This window comes from Mycobacterium sp. NGS18 (assembly GCF_059813185.1).
The window spans coordinates 284,647-306,138 of the sequence record NZ_JCALEC010000002.1; the positions used below are offsets into that span (position 1 = coordinate 284,647).

At 68.6% G+C, this 21,492-nt stretch carries 20 protein-coding genes and 1 tRNA gene; 10 read left to right on the plus strand and 11 right to left on the minus strand.

All coding sequences use genetic code 11. The annotated features are described in order from the left end of the window. Nucleotides 1–80: 80 nt before the first annotated feature. Nucleotides 81–1,997, plus strand: a complete 1,917-nt coding sequence (gene dnaG, locus AC5Y31_RS04855; RefSeq protein ID WP_499978484.1) for a DNA primase — start codon at nucleotides 81–83, stop codon at nucleotides 1,995–1,997. Between the two features lie 7 nt (nucleotides 1,998–2,004). Here the strand turns inward: dnaG and AC5Y31_RS04860 are convergent, their stop codons facing one another. Next, nucleotides 2,005–2,256: a hypothetical protein gene (locus AC5Y31_RS04860; RefSeq protein ID WP_064855235.1), complete on the minus strand. Its 252-nt coding sequence runs from the start codon at nucleotides 2,254–2,256 to the stop codon at nucleotides 2,005–2,007. 134 nt (nucleotides 2,257–2,390) lie between these two features. Here AC5Y31_RS04860 and AC5Y31_RS04865 point away from each other — a divergent pair. Beyond that, nucleotides 2,391–2,466: transfer RNA gene (locus AC5Y31_RS04865), tRNA-Asn, on the plus strand. Between the two features lie 13 nt (nucleotides 2,467–2,479). On the opposite strand, the gene AC5Y31_RS04870 is transcribed toward AC5Y31_RS04865, so the two are convergent. Beyond that, nucleotides 2,480–2,878, minus strand: coding sequence for a hypothetical protein (locus tag AC5Y31_RS04870; RefSeq protein WP_064855234.1), 399 nt, complete (start codon nucleotides 2,876–2,878; stop codon nucleotides 2,480–2,482). Between the two features lie 94 nt (nucleotides 2,879–2,972). Beyond that, complete coding sequence (locus AC5Y31_RS04875; protein WP_499978485.1) at nucleotides 2,973–4,892, minus strand: acyl-CoA dehydrogenase family protein; 1,920 nt, start codon at nucleotides 4,890–4,892, stop codon at nucleotides 2,973–2,975. 53 nt (nucleotides 4,893–4,945) lie between these two features. On the opposite strand from AC5Y31_RS04875, the gene AC5Y31_RS04880 reads away from it, so the two are divergent. From AC5Y31_RS04880 to AC5Y31_RS04890, 3 genes are all read left to right on the plus strand, one after another. Then, complete coding sequence (locus tag AC5Y31_RS04880; RefSeq protein WP_499978488.1) at nucleotides 4,946–6,079, plus strand: esterase-like activity of phytase family protein; 1,134 nt, start codon at nucleotides 4,946–4,948, stop codon at nucleotides 6,077–6,079. 187 nt (nucleotides 6,080–6,266) lie between these two features. Next, nucleotides 6,267–6,953 carry a TetR family transcriptional regulator gene (locus AC5Y31_RS04885; protein ID WP_499978491.1) on the plus strand — a complete coding sequence of 229 codons (687 nt, stop codon included), beginning with the start codon at nucleotides 6,267–6,269 and terminating at the stop codon, nucleotides 6,951–6,953. Beyond that, nucleotides 6,953–7,627 carry a TetR family transcriptional regulator gene (locus AC5Y31_RS04890; protein ID WP_499978494.1) on the plus strand — a complete coding sequence of 225 codons (675 nt, stop codon included), beginning with the start codon at nucleotides 6,953–6,955 and terminating at the stop codon, nucleotides 7,625–7,627. The genes AC5Y31_RS04885 and AC5Y31_RS04890 overlap by 1 nt, the downstream gene beginning before the upstream one ends. A 4-nt stretch (nucleotides 7,628–7,631) precedes the next feature. Here AC5Y31_RS04890 and AC5Y31_RS04895 read toward each other — a convergent pair whose 3' ends face one another. The 3 genes from AC5Y31_RS04895 to AC5Y31_RS04905 all read right to left on the minus strand — a co-directional run bounded on the left by AC5Y31_RS04895 (nucleotide 7,632) and on the right by AC5Y31_RS04905 (nucleotide 10,863). After that, nucleotides 7,632–7,997 carry a PAS domain-containing protein gene (locus AC5Y31_RS04895; protein ID WP_109401098.1) on the minus strand — a complete coding sequence of 122 codons (366 nt, stop codon included), beginning with the start codon at nucleotides 7,995–7,997 and terminating at the stop codon, nucleotides 7,632–7,634. 417 nt (nucleotides 7,998–8,414) lie between these two features. Then, entirely contained in the window at nucleotides 8,415–10,223 is a 1,809-nt protein-coding gene (locus AC5Y31_RS04900) for a putative bifunctional diguanylate cyclase/phosphodiesterase (RefSeq protein WP_499978971.1), read from the minus strand. 187 nt (nucleotides 10,224–10,410) lie between these two features. Then, nucleotides 10,411–10,863 (minus strand): MarR family winged helix-turn-helix transcriptional regulator, encoded by a 453-nt coding sequence (locus AC5Y31_RS04905; protein ID WP_499978497.1) that lies wholly within the window; start codon nucleotides 10,861–10,863, stop codon nucleotides 10,411–10,413. 138 nt (nucleotides 10,864–11,001) lie between these two features. Between AC5Y31_RS04905 and AC5Y31_RS04910 the strand changes: the two genes are divergently transcribed. The 3 genes from AC5Y31_RS04910 to AC5Y31_RS04920 all read left to right on the plus strand — a co-directional run bounded on the left by AC5Y31_RS04910 (nucleotide 11,002) and on the right by AC5Y31_RS04920 (nucleotide 14,788). Next, complete coding sequence (locus AC5Y31_RS04910; protein ID WP_499978975.1) at nucleotides 11,002–12,987, plus strand: ATP-binding cassette domain-containing protein; 1,986 nt, start codon at nucleotides 11,002–11,004, stop codon at nucleotides 12,985–12,987. Then, nucleotides 12,984–13,781, plus strand: a complete 798-nt coding sequence (locus tag AC5Y31_RS04915) for a CbiQ family ECF transporter T component (RefSeq protein ID WP_499978499.1) — start codon at nucleotides 12,984–12,986, stop codon at nucleotides 13,779–13,781. The genes AC5Y31_RS04910 and AC5Y31_RS04915 overlap by 4 nt, the downstream gene beginning before the upstream one ends. 134 nt (nucleotides 13,782–13,915) lie before the next feature. Next, entirely contained in the window at nucleotides 13,916–14,788 is an 873-nt protein-coding gene (locus tag AC5Y31_RS04920; RefSeq protein ID WP_499978503.1) for a type IV toxin-antitoxin system AbiEi family antitoxin, read from the plus strand. Nucleotides 14,789–14,839: 51 nt separating this feature from the next. Here AC5Y31_RS04920 and AC5Y31_RS04925 read toward each other — a convergent pair whose 3' ends face one another. From AC5Y31_RS04925 to AC5Y31_RS04935, 3 genes are read right to left on the minus strand one after another with little or no spacing between them, the layout of a single operon-like run. After that, nucleotides 14,840–16,171 carry an ABC transporter substrate-binding protein gene (locus tag AC5Y31_RS04925; RefSeq protein ID WP_499978505.1) on the minus strand — a complete coding sequence of 444 codons (1,332 nt, stop codon included), beginning with the start codon at nucleotides 16,169–16,171 and terminating at the stop codon, nucleotides 14,840–14,842. Then, entirely contained in the window at nucleotides 16,168–16,980 is an 813-nt protein-coding gene (locus AC5Y31_RS04930; protein WP_499978508.1) for a carbohydrate ABC transporter permease, read from the minus strand. The genes AC5Y31_RS04925 and AC5Y31_RS04930 overlap by 4 nt, the downstream gene beginning before the upstream one ends. Then, entirely contained in the window at nucleotides 16,967–17,839 is an 873-nt protein-coding gene (locus AC5Y31_RS04935) for a carbohydrate ABC transporter permease (protein WP_499978512.1), read from the minus strand. Before AC5Y31_RS04935 ends, AC5Y31_RS04930 begins: the two co-directional genes overlap by 14 nt. Before the next feature lie 33 nt (nucleotides 17,840–17,872). Between AC5Y31_RS04935 and AC5Y31_RS04940 the strand changes: the two genes are divergently transcribed. Beyond that, nucleotides 17,873–19,387: a TldD/PmbA family protein gene (locus AC5Y31_RS04940; RefSeq protein ID WP_499978516.1), complete on the plus strand. Its 1,515-nt coding sequence runs from the start codon at nucleotides 17,873–17,875 to the stop codon at nucleotides 19,385–19,387. Beyond that, on the plus strand, nucleotides 19,384–20,766 hold the full coding sequence (locus AC5Y31_RS04945; protein ID WP_499978518.1) for a metallopeptidase TldD-related protein: 1,383 nt from the start codon (nucleotides 19,384–19,386) through the stop codon (nucleotides 20,764–20,766). Before AC5Y31_RS04940 ends, AC5Y31_RS04945 begins: the two co-directional genes overlap by 4 nt. Nucleotides 20,767–20,781: 15 nt before the next feature. Here the strand turns inward: AC5Y31_RS04945 and AC5Y31_RS04950 are convergent, their stop codons facing one another. Further along, a complete protein-coding gene (locus AC5Y31_RS04950; RefSeq protein ID WP_499978519.1) occupies nucleotides 20,782–21,210 on the minus strand; it encodes a type II toxin-antitoxin system VapC family toxin in 429 nt (142 codons plus the stop codon). Further along, a complete protein-coding gene (locus tag AC5Y31_RS04955) occupies nucleotides 21,207–21,476 on the minus strand; it encodes a hypothetical protein (RefSeq protein WP_499978521.1) in 270 nt (89 codons plus the stop codon). Before AC5Y31_RS04955 ends, AC5Y31_RS04950 begins: the two co-directional genes overlap by 4 nt. Between the last annotated feature and the right edge of the window lie 16 nt (nucleotides 21,477–21,492).

The window sequence follows — 21,492 nt, forward strand, 5'->3', positions numbered from 1 at the left end:
GCGCTCCCTGACGTCGACGTTGACGAACCGAGCTTAAAACATGGCGGCTTGAGACTCGCTGTGCGCTCTAGACTGAGCCGGTGCCCGGCCGTATCTCCGATCGCGACATCGCCGCCATCCGCGAACGTGTCCGCATCGAGGACGTCGTGGGCGATTACGTGCAGCTCAGACGTGCCGGGGCCGACTCGCTCAAGGGCCTGTGCCCGTTTCACAACGAGAAGTCGCCGTCGTTTCACGTCCGGCCCAACCACGGCCTGTTCCACTGCTTCGGTTGCGGGGAAGGCGGCGACGTCTACGCCTTCGTGCAGAAGATCGAGCACGCCAGTTTCGTCGAGGCGGTCGAGTTGCTGGCCGACCGGGTCGGGCACACCATCACCTACACCGGGGCATCGGCCACCAATATCCAGCGCGAGCGCGGCGGCCGCAGCCGGCTGATCGCGGCCAACGCGGCGGCCGCCGAGTTCTACGTCGCGGCGCTGGGCACCGCCGAGGCCGCACCGGCGCGCAAATACCTGACCGAACGCAACTTCGATGCCGCCGCCGCGCAGCGGTTCGGTTGCGGGTTCGCCCCGTCCGGCTGGGACAGCTTGACAAAACACCTGCTGCGCAAGGGTTTCGAGTTCAAGGAACTGGAAGCCGCGGGCCTGTCCAGGGAGGGGCGGCGCGGTCCGATGGACCGGTTCCACCGCCGGCTGCTGTGGCCGATCCGGTCCTCGGCGGGGGAGGTGATCGGGTTCGGGGCGCGCCGGTTGTTCGACGACGACCCGATGGAGGCCAAGTACGTCAACACCCCCGAAACCACGCTGTACAAGAAGTCCAACGTGCTGTTCGGTCTGGACCTGGCCAAGCGCGACATCGCCCGCGGGCACCAGGCGATCGTGGTCGAGGGCTACACCGACGTGATGGCGATGCACCTGGCCGGGGTGACCACCGCGGTCGCGTCGTGCGGAACCGCCTTCGGCGACGAGCACCTGGCGATGCTGCGCCGACTGATGATGGACGACAAGTTCTTTCGGGGTGAGTTGATCTATGTCTTCGACGGCGACGCGGCCGGACGAAAGGCCGCGCTTAAAGCTCTAGACGGCGAGCAGCAGCTGGCCGGACAGTCGTTCGTCGCGGTGGCCGCCGACGGCATGGACCCTTGCGACCTGCGGCTGGCACACGGCGACGAGGCGCTGCGCGATCTGGTGGCACGACGAACTCCGTTGTTCGAGTTCGCGGTTCGCACCGCGCTGGCCGAAATGGACCTGGACACCGCCGAAGGCCGGGTTGCGGCGTTGCGGCGCTGTGTGCCGATGGTCGCCCAGATCAAGGACGGCACGCTGCGCGACGAATACGCGCGCCAGCTGGCCGGCTGGGTGGGCTGGGATGACGTCGGGCAGGTGATCGGCCGGGTGCGCGCTGCGGCCAAGAAAGAGGCCAAGGACCCGCGGGGCGGCGCCACCCGGGTGCCCACCGCGACCGCCACCGCGGCCCCGCAAGCGCCGGTGGCGCGGCCCAACCCGACCGATCCGACGCTGTGGCCGCAGCGCGAGGCGCTCAAGGCGGCACTGCAGTTTCCGGCGCTGGCCGGGCCGGTGTTCGACAGTCTGACGGTGGAGAGTTTCACCCATCCCGGCTACGCGGCGGTGCGCTCGGCGATCGACGCGGCCGGGGGGACCGGCGGCACCGCCGCCGCGGCCGCCGGTGCTCAGTGGATCGAAACGGTGCGGGAGCAGACCACCTCGCCGCTGACCGTCGGGCTCATCCACGAGTTGAGCGTGGAGGCCATCCGCGTCGACGACGACAAGGTGCCGCGCTATATCGGCGGGGTGCTGGCCCGGCTGCAGGAGGTATGGGTGGGCCGGCAGATCGCCGAGGTCAAGTCCAAACTGCAGCGCATGTCACCGGTGGACAACAGCGACGAATACCACGCGCTCTTCGGCGACCTGGTCGCGATGGAGGCTTATCGGCGCAGCCTGCTGGAGCAGGCCAGCGGCGACGAGGTGACCGCCTGATCGCAAGCTAGAGGTCGGGTTCGTCCGGGTCTTGCGGCCGCACCACTGTGGTTCCGTCCTCGAGTTCGGTCAGTGTCACCATCGTCGGCTCGGGATGGATCCGGTTGGCGATACTGCGCCGTCCCTTGTCGATCACCGCTTTGGCCATCGGGCTGCTGGTGAGCGCGTGGTAGGTGCCGACGATCTGCTCGTAGCGTCGGCGGCCGGCTTTCGTCCCCATGACGTAGCCGACGCCCATCACGACGACGTACCCGATCAATGCTGCTCCCTCTAACAGGCGGTGCGGTGCTTCCATCCTGCCCCATCCGCGGGTGGGGCTATTCGCTGCGACCCCCGTGGAACGGGGGTGCTGTCGGGATGCGCTAGAGTCGTGCACGTCCACGCGGACAGCAGTCCCCTGTAGCTCAATTGGCAGAGCATTCGGCTGTTAACCGGAGGGTTGGTGGTTCGAGTCCACCCGGGGGAGCCACGTTTTACCCGCGTCAGTCCAGCCTGGGAATCACCGAAGGACCGGACTGCTGAGGCTGCGCCGGCGGTGCGAACATCTGCTGCTGTTGCTGCTGCTGAGTCCCCTGCTGCTGTTTGGCGGCGCGGGCCTGAGCGATCGCGTTGACCAGCGGGCTGGCGGCCATTAATTCGCGGCGCTCTTCCTCGCTCAGCTCATAGATCGCCCACGCGCCCCACGCGGCCGGGCGCACATACAGCGTGACCTGCTGGCGGCCGTTGTTGAAGACGGCGGGAACCGCCACCGCCCGATCGGCGGCGGCGTAGGTGGCCATCTCCTCGGTGATCCGCTCGATGTCAGCGGATTCCTGCAGCTCATAGGTCGGCGACTGGCCACCCTTGGTCGGGGTGGCGTTCAGCGCGAGGAACCACGCCATGAGTGATGCTCCTTCGTTCGGGGTGGATGCGGACAGCCTATAAAGCCGGCCTGTGACAGGACCAACCGGCGGTTAGCCGAATGAGACCCGGCGGTTAGTCCAAGTGTTCGGGATGCAGCATCTCGGCGTAGCGCAGCTGTTCGGGGATGCCGAATCCATCGACCAGGGTTTGGGCGTGCGGCCGCAACTTCCGGCACCGGTCATTGATGCCGCGGGTGACAGCCTTGGCCCGGTCGGTGGACAGATACCGGTGCTCGATGTACCACGCCTTGTCGTCTTCGACGACGCTCAGTGCGTACAGGTCGCACACCAGCTCCAGCACCTCTTTGGCCTCGGGGTCCGGGCACGAGTCGATGCCGGCGACGAACGCCTCCAGCACCACCCGGTCGATGTGGGCCGCGGCCGCGTGCAGCACGTGGTCCTGGACGGCGTTGAAGGCGTCGAAGTCGCTCATCTCCTCGGACTTCGCTCGCAACCGGCGTGCCACCGACGTCAGCAGATATTCCTCGCGGTCCTCGAACATGTGCACCTGGGTGCCCCGGTTGAACAGGCTGCCCTCCTCCTCGCTGTCCTGGCGGGCGTCGACGATCGTCTGGATGATCGTCTCTGCCGCAGTGCGTTTGAGCACCCGGTCGCCGACGGTCTCGGCGGCGAACCGCACCCAGTCCACCGGGCTCATCCCGGCGATGTCGTCGGCGTAGGCGGTCAGCAGTTGCTTGGCCACCAGCTGGGTCAGCACGTGGTTGTCGCCCTCGAAGGTGGTGAACACGTCGGTGTCGGCGCGCAACGCGATGAGCCGGTTCTCGGCCATGTAGCCGGCGCCCCCGCAGGCTTCCCGCGCCTCCTGGATCGCCCGCGACGCGTGCCAGGTGTTGGCGGCCTTGAGCCCGGCCGCCCGCGCCTCGAGCTCACGCTGCTCTTCGGCGTCGGGGTCGTCGGCGGTCTGCAGGTCATGGCATTTGCCCACCAGCTCGTTCTGGGCGAACTGCAGCGCGTAGGACCGGGCGATCAGCGGGAACAGCCGGCGCTGATGCGCCAGGTAGTCCATGATCAGCACCTCGTGTTCGGTCCCGTCCGCACTGGGCGCCCCGAACTGCCTGCGCTGCAACGCATATCTGGTGGCGATGTCCAAGGCAACCCGAGCGGCCGCCCCCGCGCTGCCGCCCACCGAGACCCGGCCCCGGATCAGGGTGCCGATCATGGTGAAGAATCGGCGGCCGTCGCTCTCGATCGACGACCGGTAGCTGCCGTCGGGCTCGACGTCGGCGTATCTGTTCAACAGGTTCTCCCGCGGAACCCGGACGTGATCGAAGACGATGCGGCCGTTGTCCACTCCGGGCAGACCGCCCTTGTAGTGGTTGTCCGAGGTGGTGACGCCGGGTAGGTCGTTGCCGTCCGCGTCCCGGATCGGCACCAGGAAGCAGTGCACGCCGTGGCTTTTGCCCTCGGTGATCAGCTGCGCGAAAACCGCGGCGATAGTGGCGGTTTCGGCAGCACCGCCGATGTAGTCCTTGCGCGCGGTACCGGTCGCGGAATCGATGACGAACTCGCCCGTGTCCGGGTCGTAGGTGGCGGTGGTCTCCAGCGCCTGCACGTCACTGCCGTGGCCGGTCTCGGTCATCGCGAAGCAGCCGAGCAGCTCGAGGTCGATGATCTTTCCGACGTAGGCCTGGTGGTGGCGCTCGGTGCCCAGGTTTTCCACGGCGCCGCCGAACAGCCCCCACTGCACTCCGGCTTTGACCATCAGGGACAGATCCGACATCGCCAGCATCTCGATCATGCTGACCGCCGCTCCCACGTCACCGGTGCCGCCGTGCTCCTTGCGGAAGCTGTCGGCGGCCACGCCGGTGCCGGCCATGATCTTCAGCTGTTCGGCGACCTTGGCACGGGCGATCACCGTGTTGGGGGTGTAGTGCGGACGGAACTTCTCATCGGAGAGGGTAGCCCGAACCTGGTTCTTCACCGCACGCCAGCGGCCGTCCAAGGTGTCGCGCAGAGCTTCGGAAGTGGTCACTCCTGCACCGTATCCGCGCGGGACGACCGGCAAACCGGGTTTACATTACGGGTGTGCGCTCCAAGCTGGCCCGGCTGTTGTCGCTGGCGTTGCTACTGGTCGCCGGCTGCGCACCGTGCCGGGCGCCGGCGATTCCGGCACTGGAGTATCTGGGGCAGCTCCAACTGCCGCCGAACAGCACCTTCGAGGGCACCACGGTCGGCGGCCTGTCCGGAATCAGTTATGACCCCGGCCGGGACTGCTATTACGTGATCAGCGATGACCGATCGGCCAGCGGGCCGGCCCGGTTCTACACCGTGCGGCTGTCGGTGTCGCAGCGCGGCGTCGACGAGGCGACGATCACCGCCGTCCACCCGCTGCTGGACGAGAGCGGGCGGCCGTTCGGCCCGCTGCACCTCGACCATTCGCCGCCGGTGGTGCCGCCGGACCCGGAAGGTATCGCGTTCGACAGCGGCCGACAGCGGCTGTACTGGTCGTCGGAGGGTGAGCGGCTCACCGGCGCCCCGCCCGGCCCGATGCTGGCCGACCCCTGGGTCAGGGTTGCCGGCCTCGACGGCAGCTACCTCGGCCGGTTCGCCATCCCGCCGGAGCTGGCCATGTCCGCGCAGCGCACCGGGCCGCGCCGCAACACGACACTCGAGGGCCTCACCGTCACCGCCGATGGCCGGCTGCTGTTCGCCGCGATGGAGGGACCCGGCTACGACGACGGCGCCCTACCGGATCGGGCTCGCGGCGCGCTGACCCGCATCACCGCCTATCGCCTGGATGCAGACGGAAAGCCACGCGCTCCGGTGGCCCAGTACGCCTACCCGCTGGAGCCGGCGACCGCGCCCGCCGAAACCAACGGCCTCACCGACCTGGTGGCGCTGTCGGACACCGCGTTCCTGGTGATCGAGCGGGCGTTCAGCACCCGCCCGACGGTGCGGCTGTATCGCGCCGAGATCGCCGGCGCCACCGACGTGCTGGGAGTGCCGGCACTGGCCGGACACGCCGTGACCCCGATGGCCAAGACGCTGCTGGCCGACCTGTCCGCGACGCCGGGCCTGGACCCGCTGGACAACATCGAGGGGATCACGCTGGGGCCACGACTGCCCGACGGCCGGCAAGCGGTGGTGCTGGTCAGCGACGACAACTTCTCGCCGCGGCAGGTGACACAGTTCGTGGTGTTTGCGATGGCCGCGCGCTGACTTCACACCACAGGCCGGGCCTGCGCAGACCGAATGCACCCGGCCGCAGCGTATTTGATATTTTTCGAATGCCGCGTGCGGCAATTGACGATTCGGAGTATCGAAAAGAGTCACTTTCAACAATGCTTTGATAGCGTTAGCACAATGCGGTACGAGTGCCGGTCAGTGACGAGGCTGAGATCGCGCGTTGGCTGAACCCACAGACCGGCGCGCCGATGCTACGCGCCAGCAGATCATCCGCGCCGCTGCGCACCAGTTCGCCCAGCGGCCCTATCACGACGTCGGCCTAGACGACATCCTCGCGGACGCGGAATTGACCAAGGGCGCGATGTATTTTCATTTCCGCTCCAAGCATGCGTTGGCTCTGGCCGTCATCGACGAGCAACTGGCCCGGGCCGGGGCGGCCGTCCAGGCGCTGGTCGACCGGAAGCTCTCCGGCCTGGAGACCCTGATCGACGTCGGCTACCTGATGGCGATCGAAGATATCTGCCGGGACACCGCGCGCGCGGTGCTGCATCTGTTGCCGGTGGTCGGCCGCGCCGAGGGCCTGCAGACCACCGTGCTCAACAACGCGGTCCAAGCGCTGAGCGTGGTGGCCGAACGGGCGATCGCCGAAGGCGACGTCGTCGACAGCGATCCCCAAGACGTCGCCCGGGTGCTGTTGACGCTGTACCTGGGCCTGCGACAAGCCGGCAACCTCGACGAGCCCGAGCAGTTCCTGCGCCAGATCGAGCGGGCCATGACCGTCGTGCTTCCCGGTATGGTGCCCACCGACCGGCTCGACTACTTCCTCCAGTTCCTGCGGCGCCGCACGGCGCTGGCCATCAGAACCACGTCGGCCACATCCCCCGTGGCCGGCGACCGGGTCGGCTGATGGCACGTCAGGTTCGATCCGAGGCGACCCGGCGGAAACTGCTCGATGCCGCTATCGACGTGTTCAGCGAGGTCGGCTACGTCGCCACCGGACGCACCGCGATCATCGACCGGGCCGGAGTGACCAAAGGCGCTCTCTACCATCATTTCGACTCGATGGAAGCGCTGGTCGTCGCCATCATCGAGGGCGGATTCGCCACCATGCTCAACACCTTCCGGAGCATGTGCCAGCCGTCGTCGCCGGCGTTGGAGGGCATGATCCACGGCATGTTCGCCGTCACCGCGGCGTTGGCCACCGACAAGGAGGCGCGCGCAGCGGGCCACCTGGTTTTCGCACTGTCCGAATCCAACGATCTCGGTGGTGAGGTCGCCGGAGAATGGGCGGCCGCGGTGGCCGCGCAGACCGCCCGCGCGATCGCCGAGGGCGACCTGCGCGAGGGCCTCGACCCCGGACGGGTCGCCCAGTCGATCACCGGGGCCATGCTCGGCACCTGGCTGGTGTCGCGCGCCGGCGACGCTGTCGCGCGGCTGACCGGGATGTGGGAGATGCTGCTCCCGGCGATCGTGGCCGCGGACTCGCTGTCGTACTTCGAGCAATTCTTGGCCCGCGAGGCGCTGCGCTACCAGGACAGTCCCGGCCTGGACAGCGGCGGCGACTCAACCGTGGAGCGCTGAGGCGCTACCGCTCATCGAGCCACAGCTGCTCGGTCAGGTCTTGGAACGTCGCGAGCGCAACCCGGTCGTCGGCACGTTCGAGCGCTGACTTGCTCATCAACGCCCGCACCGTCGAACCATCCCGATGTTCCAGGGAGACAACGAGGTTGGCCAACGAGTGCATCACCGCCAGGGCTGATTCCTCAGCGGGCGGGACTTCGCCGAAGATCTGCCTGAACTCCAGGGCCAGCACCTCTTCCTGGGTGTAGCCCAGCATGTCGGCGAAGCCGGTGTTGGCGAACAAGATGGTGCCGTCGTCGACGATCGCGAGCACCGGTACCGGAATCCGTTCGAGTACGACCAGGGCCGGCAACTGCCGCAAAGTCTCCATCGGGGTCTGAGGGGTTTGCGCGTTACGCCGTCGCTCCATGCCTCTGATTATGACGGGCGGAGCCCGCCAGGCGGGCGTCCTTCCCGCTGCCGGAGAGTCGGCCGGCGCGGACGACGCCGTCGACGACCGGCACGCTCTGACTAGCAGTCTCATTTGAGTTGAGCATCGTCCAAAAGGTATGTACTATCCCCGTTTATGCGAGGAACTGGTTTGCACGGCTCGGGCGCGCAGCAGCGTGCGTCGTTGCCGGCATCGGTGCGTTCCTCCCACAGCTTCGCCCGGGGCACCTCGAGGGGTCCGCACCGCCGATTGCCGCCGCACGCCGAGCCGCGTTGGTGCACCGCACCGACCGCTGCGCTCGCCGGCAGGCAGCCGGGGGTGCGGTTGTGTGCCGCGTTCTACCGGGCGTTGTTCTTGTCAGATCACCAGGGCCTGGCTGTCGGCTAGGAAAGGCATCGCTATCCAGCGCGAGGCCAGCATCGCTTCGGCGGCGGGGCCGGGCACCGGGCGGGAGAACAGGAAGCCCTGCGCCCGGTGACAGCCGTGCCGCATCAAGGTGAGTGCGGCCGCGGAGGTTTCCACGCCCTCGGCGACCACCTGGAGGCCGAATGCCTCGGCAAGCGCGATGATCGCCCGGACGATCGCGAGATCGCCGGGGTTGACGCCCAGTTCACGCACGAACACGGTGTCGATCTTGAGCGTGTCGACCGGCAGATCCTTCAGATGCGACAGCACGGCATAGCCGGTGCCGAAGTCGTCGATGGCGATCTGCACCCCGGCTTCGCGCAGCTCGGCCAGGGTGCGCCGGGTGCTCTCGATGTTCTGTACCACCGCGCGCTCGGTGATCTCCAGACACAGCGACCCCGGCCGTAGGCCGAACTCGTCGACGGTCTCCACCACGTTCTGCACGAATCCCCGCGCGGCCAACTGCACCGGGGACACGTTGACCCGCAGGGTGGCGTTGGTCCGGACGCCGTTGGCCTGCCATGAGCTGAATTCCGCGCACGCACTGCGCATGACCCACCGGCCCAGATCGTCGGCCAGGTTCGCGGATTCGGCGATGCTGATGAACGAGCCGGGCAGCAGCAGCCCACGGGTCGGGTGCCGCCAGCGCACCAGCGCCTCGACCGCCACGATCGCGCCACTCCACAGGTCGACCTCGGGCTGGTAGTACAGCAGCAGTGACTCATCGTCGATCTTGCCCTGCAGGTGCAGTTCGATGTCCTTGCGGAACAAACTCTTCAGCGACATGTCGTCGGTGGAGCTGACGGTCTGGTTGCCGCCGCCGCGTTTGGCGGCCAGCACCGCCTCGTCGGCGCGGTGCAGCAATCCCGCGGCGGTGTCCTCGCCGGGCAGCCCCACCGTCACACCCACGCTGACCGTGCTGGTGACGGTGTGGCCCTGGATCTCCACCTTGTCGCGCAAGGCGCCCTGCAGCCGATCGGCGAAGGTCTCCGCACTGGCCATCGACATCGGCCAGTCCGGGATGACGACGAACTCGTCGCCACCGATGCGGGCCGTCATGGTCCGGTTACCGGCGTAGACCCGGAGCCGGCGGGCGAAGTCCTGGATGAACCAGTCGCCGGCGGAGTGCCCGAGGTAGTCGTTGATCGGCTTGAGCCGGTCGAGGTCGATGTAGAAGACGCCGACCGGGCCCGGGTTGCCCTCGACGAGCCGATCGGAGAGGTGCGCGACCAGCGCGCGGCGGTTGTGCAGACCGGTCAGGTCGTCGTGGTCGGCCAGGTAGCGCAGCCGCTCCTCGGCGACGACTCGGGCCTGCAACTGCGCGAACAGCGACGCGATCGCCTCGATGGTGTTGAGTTCCTCCGGGCGCCACTTGGGCCGGCGGAACTTGACCAGGTAGAGCATGCCGGTGGTCACCGGCCCCGAGATCAGCGGCGCGGTGGCCACCGACAGGGACTCGATGGCGTGGTCCATCGCCATCTGGCGTACATAGCCGGACTCGGCCGCCTCCGGCCGGATCACGGCGACCCGCTTGCCGTGCGCGCAGGTGGTGAACACCGGGTCGGCGGTGGTGAACGAGACGACCGCCAGGGGATCGGGGTCCGGCGGGGCGGTGCGCGGTGGCCATTCGGCGACCAGCTTGGACGCCCTGATCTCGTGGTCGTTGTGGCGCAGGAACCCGGCGTCGACGTTGAGCTGCTCGACCAGCGTCTGCAACACCCGCTCGCTGACCGCCGGCGCCGTCGATGGTGTGGTGGCCATCAGCTGGGCGGCGATCGAGGTGACCAACGCCAATCTATCCGCCACGATGTCCTTCCCCCGAAGACCGCCAGCCCAGTGCGGGAGCCGCCGGAGGCCTGGAATCGCTTCGGGCCGATGCCGCACTGAGCATATTCGACAAACCGCTCAGGCTGGAAACTTCCGAGCCGAATTCCTGCTGGTCCGCTTGCTAGCGGACCGGCCGTGCCGCAGCGGTCTCGGCCAGGAAGCGGTGCAGCACCTCAACCGCGTCGGCAAGCGTGCGGCGATCATCAGCCGGCAGGCGGTCCAGCTCCGGGTCGATCGCCGCGGCCCTGTCCCGGCGAACCTGGTCCAGGGTCTGCACCCCTTTGTCGGTGATTCGGATCAGTACCGCGCGGGCGTCCTGCGGGTCGGGCGTGCGGGTGGTCAGGCCGGCGTCCTCGAGTCGGCGCACCTGGGTGGTCATGGTCGGCTGCGAGCAGTGGTCGACCATGGCCAACTCGGAGATACGGGCCTCGTCGAGATCCTCGATGGTCGACAGCAGTCGGGCCTGCGCTCCGGGTATCGGCAGGGCGACCCGTTGGGTGGCCAGCCGGTTGAGTCGGGCGACGACGCTGAGCAGGTCGGCGCCCAGGCTGGCGTGGGCGGGGGCGGCGGCCATCGCGCGAGTATTGCACAGCAGTGGAAGAAAGTTGAGGAACTCGGTCGTCCTCGCCTTTCGGGACCTGTCCGGCCCGGCTGGCAGAATCGACGGGTGACGAAGACCGGCCAGGGCCCCAGCCGCGTTCGGGACCGGTCTATGCAACCCGTCGAGATCGCGCAGGCCGCGGTGATGGCGGCGCTGTGCGCGGCGACGGCGATCATCGCGGTCGTGGTGCCCTTCGCCGCCGGATTGGCGCTGCTCGGCACGGTGCCGATGGGCTTGCTGGCCTACCGCTACCGGATTCGGGTGCTGATCGCGGCCACGGTGGCCGCCGCGACCATCGCGTTTCTGATCGCCGGCATGGGCGGCTTCATGACGGTGGTCAACTGCGCCTACATCGGCGGGCTGACCGGAACTATCAAACGCCACCGCCGCGGTCTGCCGACGGTGATCGCGGCCTCGGCAGTGGCCGGCGCCCTCTTCGGCGCCGGCGTGGTGGCGGCGTTGACCGTACTGTCGCGGCTGCGGCACCTGATCTTCGATGCGATCACCGCCAACGTGAACGGCGTCGCGGCCGCCATGGCCAAGGTGCCGCTGCCGGAATTCCAGCAAGCTGCCGCCGACCTCACCGGATTCCTCGGGGTGCTGCTGCGCTACTGGCACTGGCTGCTTCTGGCGCAGACGACCGTCAGCGTCATGATCGTCTCGCTGCTGGGTTTCTGGGCGTTATCGCGGGTGCTCGACCGGCTGCGCGGGGTGCCCGACGTGCACAAACTGGACCTGCCCGCCGAAAGTGGCCCGGTCGCGCCGGTCCCGGTACGGCTGGACCAGGTGCGGTTCCGCTACCCCCAGACCGGCCACGACGCCCTGGGGCCGGTCAGCCTGGAGGTACACCCGGGCGAACACGTCGCGGTCACCGGCGCCAACGGGTCGGGCAAGACCACCCTGATGCTGCTGCTGGCCGGACGCGCTCCCACGGCGGGCACCGTCGAGCGCCCCGGCGCGGTGGGCTTGGGCGCCCCCGGCGGCACCGCCGTCGTCATGCAGCACCCGGAGAGCCAGGTGCTGGGCACCCGCGTCGCCGACGACGTGGTGTGGGGCCTGCCGCCGGGCACCACCACCGGCATCGACCGGCTGCTGGGGGAGGTCGGCCTGTCCGGATTCGCCGAGCGTGACACCGGCGGTCTGTCCGGCGGTGAGTTGCAGCGCCTGGCAGTGGCCGCGGCCCTGGCCCGCGAACCGGCACTGCTGATCGCCGACGAGGTCACCAGCATGGTCGACCCGCAGGGCCGCGAGGCGCTTCTCGGAGTGCTCTCGGGGCTTTCTGAGCGACACAGCACCGCACTGGTGCACATCACCCACTACAACGATGAGGTCGGCAGCGCCGACCGAACCATCGATTTGTCCGGCTCGCCGGACAACACCGCCATGGTGGAGACCGCCGACGTGCCTACCGCGCCGTCCACCAGCCGCTCCGGCCCGCCGGTGCTGGAACTGTCCGGCGTCGGACATGAGTACGGCCGCGGAACCCCGTGGGCCAAGACCGCACTGCGCGACATCAGCTTCACCATCGACGAGGGCGACGGGTTGCTGATCCACGGCGGCAACGGCTCCGGGAAGTCGACGCTGGCTTGGATCATGGCCGGCCTGACGACGCCGACCGCGGGCAGTTGCCTGCTCGGCGGCCGGCCCTCCGACGAACAGGTGGGGGCGGTCGCATTGTCGTTCCAGGCGGCTCGGCTGCAGCTGATGCGCAGCCACGTCGGGCTGGAGGTGGCCTCGGCGGCCGGCTTCTCACCGCAGGACCGCGCCCGGATCGACGGCGCGCTGGCGGCGGTCGGCCTGGATGCGGCGCTGGCGGGTCGGCGCATCGACCAGCTCAGCGGCGGTCAGATGCGCCGGCTGGTGCTGGCGGGCTTGCTGGCCCGCTCGCCGCGAGCCCTGATCCTCGACGAACCGCTCGCCGGTCTGGACGCCACCAGCCGGCACGGGCTGCTGCGGCTGTTGGAGGACCTGCGGCGCGAGACCGGCCTGACCGTGGTGGTCATCTCCCATGACTTCGCCGGGCTGGGGGCGTTGTGCCCCAGGACCCTGCACCTGCAGGACGGCGTGCTGGTGCCGACACCGGCGGGTGCGGCATGACTAAAGCGCAGCGTCGCAACCCGCGCCCGGTGGTGCTGCTGCGCCCAGTGCCCGGCGACTCCGCCGTGCATCGCTTGTGGGCGGGGACCAAACTGCTTGTCGTCTTCGGCATCTCGGTGCTGCTGACCTTCTACCCGGGCTGGGGGCCGATCGGCGCGGTGGCGCTGCTGGTGTTCACCGCGGCCCGGGTCGCCCGTATTCCGCGGGGCGCCCTGCCGTCGGTGCCGCGCTGGCTGTGGGTCCTGCTGGTGGTCGGCGGTGCCACCGCGGCCATGGCCGGCGGCGAACCGGCCGGGCTGGGCGGCCTGCTGTACTTCCTGCGCATCACCGCCCTGTCGATCGTGCTGCTGGGGCTGGGCGCGATGGTGTCGTGGACCACCAACGTCGCCGAAATCGCGCCTGCAGTAACCACTCTGGGCCGGCCACTGCGGCTGCTGCGAATCCCGGTGGACGAGTGGGCCGTTGCCCTGGCCCTGGCGTTGCGCGCGTTTCCGATGCTGATCGATGAATTCCGGGTGCTCTACGCCGCCCGCGGGTTGCGGCCCAGGATCCGGCCGCGCACCCGCCGGGAGCGCCGTCGTCGCTGGGCGCGCGAGGCGATCGACCTGATCACCGCGGCCATCACCGTCACGCTGCGCCGCGCCGACGAGATGGGGGATGCGATCACCGCTCGCGGTGGCGTGGGCCAGATTTCGGCGTCCCCGGCGCGGCCGCGGTTCGGTGACGCGGTGGCGTTGGTATTGGTCGTCGTGATCTGCGGGGCGGGCGTGGCGCTCGAGGTGGCGGCGGGGTAGATGGGAGCCCGTCTCCCGTCTCCCGTCTCCCATCTCCCCTCTCGAGATTGCACTCACGCAGACTTTCCGCCGTTTTTCCCTGCGTGAGTGCAATCTCGGCGTGCTGTCGGTGCCCACGCGCATGCTTTCCGGGCATGAAGACATTCCTCGGCAGCGAAGCGGTCGGCCAAGGCACGATCTCCCGACATCGGCTGGGGCGGTGCCGGCGCATCTTCCCCGACGTCTACCTCCCTGCAGACCAGCCGGTCCCCACTTTGAGGGACCGGATCGAAGGCGCCTGGCTGTGGTCGCGTCGGCGCGGAATCATCGCCGGTGTCGCGGCCTCCGCATTGCACGGGGCGCGCTGGGTCGACGACGACACGGTGGTCGAGATGCTGCTGCATAACGGCCGGCCGCCCAGCGGGGTGATCGCGCGTAACGAGGCGGTCGCCGATGACGAGCTGACGTTCGTCGGGCGCCTTCCGGTGACCACTCCTGCCCGCACGGCTTTTGACATGGGGCGCCACCTGCCGCGCGGGCAGGCCCTGGCCCGGATGGATGCGTTGATGCGCGCGACGCCGTTCGCGGTCGAGCGTGTTCTGGAGCTCGCCGATCGGTATCCCGGGGCCAGGGGATTGCAGCAGCTTCGGGAACTGCTGCCACTGGTCGACGGCGGTGCGGCATCACTGAAAGAGAGCTGGTTGCGGCTCTTGCTTATCGATGCCGGGTTCCCGATCCCGACGACGCAGATTCCGGTGCACATCAACTACCACCTGTTCGCCATGCTCGACATGGGGTGGGAAGAGTTCCGCGTCGCCGCCGAGTACGACGGGGATCAGCACCGCGCCGACCGCCGTGAGTACGTCCGTGGTGAACGCCGCCAGCGCAAGCTGCCGCAGCTGGGTTGGCTCAACATCAAGGTGATCGCCGAGGACCGTGCGGACGACGTGATCGAACGCGTCTATCGCGCATTGCGGTCGCGGGGGTGGCGGGGCACCCTCACCCCGAGATTGCACTCACGCAGGTGATTTCGCGAATTTTCCGGCATGATTGCAATCTCGGGACAATAGCGGGGGTCGCTACCGGCGCGCTGCCGCGTTAGCGGCGTCTTGTGCCTTGCGCAAGGTGGTGGCGACATCGGCGCGGCCCAGGAACATCTCGTCGAAATAGGGTTTGATCGCCTGGTTGCCGGCCGGGAATCCCGCGAATCCACCGGGTGCGGGGATGCGGGCGCCGGCCAGCACCGCGAAGAACGGGGTGACGTCGACGCCGCGGTGCGCCCAGTAGTCGAAGTAGACCTGCTGCGCGCTGAGCACGGCGGGGATCGCTGCCCCCTGGCGGCCCAGGTATTGGTTGCCTTCGCGGCTGCCGAGCCAGGCCAACACTTTTCGCACCGCCCCGGGGTGCGCTGAAGCGGCGTTGCCGGCGGCGGCGATACCGTTGGTGACGCTGACCCGACCAACGGGGCCGACCGGCAGCATCGCCACCCCCCACCGGAACGCGGCCTGCTCGGCCACGGCCGCCAGGTTGTAGGTGCCGGACTGGAACAGCGCCATCTTCCCGGCCAGGAACTGGTTGCGGGAGAAATCACCGTTGATGTTGGTGTCCGAGGCCGGCGGGGCCACGTGGTCGTCGTTGATCAGTCGCACCAGGTAGTCGAAGGCGGCCACCGCAGCCGGGTTGTCGAAGGCGAACTCGTCGTCGCGCTGGAACACCCCGCCGGCCGAGCCGAGGTAGTTCAGGTAGATGCCCTGCGGATCGTTGGCGGCGTTGTAGCCCCACTGCCGGATCCGGCGTTCGTCGAAACCCGCTGTGCCCGCACTGCGCCCGGCAGCATCGCGGGTGAGTTCGGCCAGAAGCGGCCGCAGGGTGTCGTTGCCGCCATGCGGATCCCAGCGCAGCTGCGCCAACCGGGCGGGATCGACTCCGGCGGCGGCCAGCAGATCCGCGTTGTAATACACCGCGATACCGGCGTCGGTGAGCTGGGGTACTCCCCACAGCGTCCCGTCGCGGGTGAACTGGCCGACCACCGACGGCTCCCAATCCGCGCCGGAGGCATCGATTTTCATCAGCCGGCCACTGTCGGCATACCCGGCCAGGTAGGCGTCGGAGAGCCAGAAGATGTCGTCGGCGCCGCCGCCGGCCACGTCGGTGCGCAGCGTGTCGAAGTACGTGGCGTAGGACACGACGTTGGCGCGCACCTCGATGTCGGGGTGGGCGCGGTGGAACGCGGCGAACGACTGTCGGTAGGCGGTCGCGACCTGTTCGTCCCACAGCCGCACCGTCACCACCGTCTTGGCGCCGGCCGATCGGGTCGGGGCGTGATCGAGCAGCACCGCCGCCACCCCGAACAAGGCGGCTACGGCGATCACCGCGGTCGCGAACACGGTGGAGAACCGCGGCCGGCTCATTTGATCCCCGTGACGACGATCGAGGCCACGATCCGGCGCTGGAACACCACGAACAGCACGACCAGCGGAATCATCGCCACCGCCGTCGCGGCCATCACCAGCGTCCACTGCGCGTTGTAGCGGGACTGCAGGGCGGCCGTCGCAACGGTGAGCACGCGCCACTTGTCGCCGCTGGTGATCACCAACGGCCACATGAAGTTATTCCACTGCGAGACCACGGTGATCAACCCGAGCGTGACCAGAATCGGCCGGCTGGCCGGCATCATCACGTGCACGATGACGTCCAGGGTGTTCGCGCCGTCGAGACGCGCAGCGTTGACCAAATCGTCGGGCACCGCGCGAAAGTACTGGCGCAGCAAAAAGATCGCGTACGGGGACCCGAACACGAACGGCAATACCAACGCCCAGAAGGTGTTGCGTAGACCCAGTTGCGCCATCATCAGATACAGCGGCACCACTGTCACGGTGGCCGGCACCATCAGGGTGGCGACGTACACCCAGAACAACTTGTCGCGGCCCGGGAAGTCCAGCCGCGCGAACGCGTAGGCGGCCAGCACCGAGAAACTCAGTTGGCCCAGCACGATCACTGCGGTCATCAGTGTGGTGACCGCGGCCGCCCGGCCGAATCCGGCACCGCCGAGATCACGAAAGTTGTCCAAAGTCGGCGGGTCGGGCCAGGACAACGGGGTGCCGGTGGCGAACTGACGTGCCGGGGTGAACGACGTCAACAGCCCCAGTGCGAACGGCGCCAGGGTGATCAGCGCGCCGAGCGTCAGCAGGGCGTAGACGCCGGCGCTACGTGAGGTCATAGCTGACCCGCCGTCCGAACGACAACTGCTGCACCACCGTGACACCGACCAGCACGGCGAACAGCACCAGTGCCATCACCGCCGCGCGTCCGATCGCGGCTGCCCCGAACGCCTCGTCGTAAATGCGGTGTGCGATCAGATCCGTGCGGCCCGCCGGGCCGCCCCCGGTCAGCGCGTAAACGGTGTCGAACACCTGCGCCGCGCTGACCACGCCGGTGACCAGCACGAAAAACATCGTGGGCCGCAGCATCGGCAACGTGACCCGCCAGAACCGCTGCCAGCCGTTGGCCCCGTCGATGCGTGCCGCCGACAGCACCTGGGCGGGAATGGCCAGGATGCCGGCCAAAAAGAACAGCGCGACATAGCCGACGTTGGTCCACACCACCACCGCCGCGGTCACCGGCAGCGCCAATCCGGGATCGGTCAGCCATTCGATGCGATGCCCGAGCACGGTGCTCACCGCGCCGTCGGTGGGGCTCAGAATCCAGCGCCACAGGACCGCGATCGCCAAGGGTGCGCAGATCCACGGCAGGACGTACACGGTTCGGAACACGCCGCTGGCGGGCAGCTCACGGGCCAACAACACCGCCACCCCCAGGCCCAGCAGGGTCTGGGCGGGAACGACGATAGCGACGAAAAGCACCGTCACCACAAGCGAATTTCCGAACACCGGATCGGTCAGCACCGCTCGCCAGTTGTCGGCGCCGACATAACTGACCGGCCCCAGCAGGTCCCAGCGGTGCAGACTCAGCCACACCACGACCAACATCGGCAGCAGCAGGAACGCCACCACGCCGAACAGGCTGGGGGCCAGCAGCGCGTAGCCCAGGGCGGTGGAGCGGCGCGGCGAGTCTGCCATGCAGGTATTAAAACCGCTCGTTACCGTGGACCGGTGACATCGAACCGGGAGATCGACGCCGATTTTCTGGCCCTGCCCCGCCACGAGTTGGCCGATGCCGCCCTGTCGGCGGCCCGAGGGGCCGGCGCCGAGCACGCCGACCTGCGGATTCACCGGATCGCCACCGAGATCGTCCGGCTGCGCGACGGTGAACTGGAGACCGCCGTCGTCAACCGCGAACTCGGGATGGCGGTCCGGGTGATCGTCGACGGGACCTGGGGCTTCGCCTCGCATGCCGAGCTGGCCCCCGGCGTCGCCGCTGACACCGCACGCCGTGCCGTGCAGGTGGCCGCGACGCTGGCCGCCCTCAACGGCGAGCGTGTCGAGTTGGCCGCCGAGCCGGTGTACCGCGACGCCAGCTGGGTGTCGGACTATCGCATCGACCCGTTCGAGGTGCCCACCGCGGACAAGATCGACGTGCTGGAGGACTACTCGGGGCGGCTACTCGCCGCCGATGGGGTGCACCACGTGACGGCCGCGCTGACCGCGGTCAAGGAGCAGAGTTTCTACGCCGACACGTTCGGCTCCTCGATCACCCAGCAGCGGGTGCGGCTGATGCCGGTCTGCGAGGCGGTCACCGTCGGGCCGGACGGTTTCGATTCGATGCGCACGCTGGCGCCGCCGACCGCGCGGGGCTGGGAGGCGGTGGCCGGCGATGAGGTGTGGAACTGGACTGAGGAACTGGCTGAGCTGCCACAATTGCTGGCCGAGAAGATGAAAGCCCCCAGCGTGACGCCCGGGCCGACCGATCTGGTGATCGACCCGACCAACCTGTGGCTGACCATTCACGAATCAATCGGGCACGCAACCGAATACGATAGGGCCATCGGCTATGAGGCGGCCTACGCCGGCACCTCGTTCGCCACCCCGGACAAGCTCGGCACGTTGCGCTACGGGTCGCCGGTGATGAACGTGACCGCCGACCGCACCGTGCCCTACGGCTTGGCCAGCATCGGCTACGACGACGAAGGTGTGGCCGCCCAGCGCTGGGATCTGGTGCGCGACGGGCGATTCGTGGGTTACCAGCTGGACCGGGTGTTTGCGCCGCGGCTTGGTCAGGCCAGATCCAACGGCTGCTCCTACGCCGACTCTCCGCACCACGTCCCGATCCAGCGGATGGCCAACGTGTCGCTACAGCCGGGCGACGAGGACCTGTCGACCGATGATCTGATCGCCCGGGTCGACGACGGGGTCTACATCGTGGGCGACCGATCCTGGTCGATCGACATGCAGCGCTACAACTTTCAGTTCACCGGGCAACGGTTTTTCCGGATCCGCGACGGCCGGCTCGACGGCCAGCTACGCGACCTCGCCTATCAGGCCACCACCACGGACTTCTGGAACGCGATGGAGGCCGTCGGCGGGCCGCAAACGTGGCGGCTGGGCGGGGCGTTCAACTGCGGCAAAGCCCAGCCCGGTCAGGTGGCCGCAGTCAGCCACGGCTGCCCGTCGGCACTGTTCCGGGGGATCAACGTGCTCAACACACGGGCCGAGGGGGGCAGGGGATGATTCCGGCGCAGCAGGTGATCGACCTTGCCCTGAAGGCCGCGGGCAGCGGTCAGCACGCCGGCACCGAAACCGAGACCATCGTGCTGGTCACCGACCGCGCCGAAGCTTCGCTGCGCTGGGCGGGCAATTCGATGACTACCAACGGGGTGTCCCACAGCCGGACCACCACGGTGGTCACGATCGCCCGCGACGACGAGGGGCCCCGGGTCGGATCGCTGTGCTCGGCGGAGGTGGATCCCGCGCTGATCCCCGAGCTGGTGGCGGCATCCGCGGAGGCCGCCGCGGGGGCGCCGGAAGCCCGCGACGCCGCAGCGCTGGTGAGTGGCACCGGCGTGCCGGACGATTGGGATGCCGAGGTGCCGGGAACCGGCGCCGAGGTCTTCGCCGGACTGGCGGCGTCGTTGAGCCGGGGCTTTCGCGGTACCGACCAGTTGTACGGCTTCGCCCGACACGAGATGGCGACGACGTTTTTGGCGTCCTCGACCGGGCTGCGGCGCCGCTTCACCCAGCCCACCGGGACGGTGGAGATCAATGCCAAACGCGACGGCGCCAGTGCCTGGGCCGGAGTGAGCAGCCCGTATTTCGTTGATGTGCCGACCGATTCGCTGCTCGAGCAGCTGTCGACGAGGCTGGGGTGGGCGGCGCGCACCGTCGAACTGCCGGCCGGGCGGTACGAGACGTTGATGCCGCCGTCCACGGTGGCCGACATGATGATCTATCTGGGCTGGACGATGAGTGGCCGCGGCGCCCAGGAGGGCCGCACCGCGCTGTCGGCGCCCGGCGGCGGCACCCGGGTGGGGGAGCGGCTCACCGATCTGCCGCTGACCCTGTACTCCGACCCGCACGCGTTCGAACTCGAGTGCGCGCCGTTCGTGGCGACCGGCACCTCTTCGGAGACGGCATCGGTGTTCGACAACGGTCTGGACATCGGCTGCGTGGACTGGATCCGCGGCGGGGTGATCAACGCGCTGGCCTACCCGCGGGCTGCCGCCGCGGAATTCGGTGCTCCGGTCGCCCTGCCCGCCGACAACCTGTTGATGACGGGCGGTTCGGCCAGCATGGACGAGATGATCGCCTCCACCGAGCGCGGTCTGCTGCTGACCACGCTGTGGTACATCCGCGAGGTCGACCCCACCACGCTGCTGCTGACCGGGCTGACCCGCGACGGCGTCTATCTGGTCGCGGACGGCCAGGTGACCGCGGCGGTCAACAACTTCCGGTTCAACGAGAGCCCGTTGGATCTTTTGCGCCGCGCCAGCCAGGCCGGAATCGCCGAGCCGACGTTGCCGCGGGAGTGGGGAGACTGGGCGACCCGGGCGGTGATGCCGTCCTTGCGAATTCCCGACTTCCACATGTCGTCGGTCAGTCAGGCGCAGTGAGCGTGCAGCCTCAGATCAGCCACCATTGGGTCGGATCGTGACGATGGCACAGCGGATCGGAGCACCGGATCGTTCGATGCGGGTATCGCTGGTGAGCAGCGCGATGCCGTGCCGTTCGGCGCTGGCGACGTAGACGGCGTCGGGGTAGCGCAACGACGCTTGCGCCAACTCCCAGGCGCGCCGGACGTCGTCCCAGGGGGTGCCCTCAATCTTTATCTCGAACGCCGCGGCATCGAGCAGAGCCTGTTCGATCTCATCGGGCTGCAGTGGATGAGATGGCCGGTACGCCGCCGCCACCAAGCCGGACAGGATTTCGATCGCGAGATGCCCGGGTGCAAGCAGCGGTTCCGAGGCCGGGTGGTCGGCGAGCGCTTGACGGGCTGCTTGTCCGCGGGGCCCGGAGTCGGTGACAGCGTCGATCACAGCCGAGGCATCGACGATCACGTCGGGCGACTCAGCTGTGCGCCACGGTCGCCATGTGCTTCGTCGATGGCATCGAGCACAGCGGTCCGGTCTTGTTCGCTGACAGCCGGCTGCCGCGCCAGGCGTGCCGCGGTGCGGTCCAGGGCAGCCCGACGGCGAAGGTGGGCCGCTTGAGCGCGCATTGCCTCAAGCAGATAGGCCTGCAACGAGACGCCGCGCGCGGCAGCCGCTGACCGGATCTGGTCGAGGTCGTCGACCGGCACATCACGGATCAGTACGTTGGGCATGTCCAACGCTATCAAA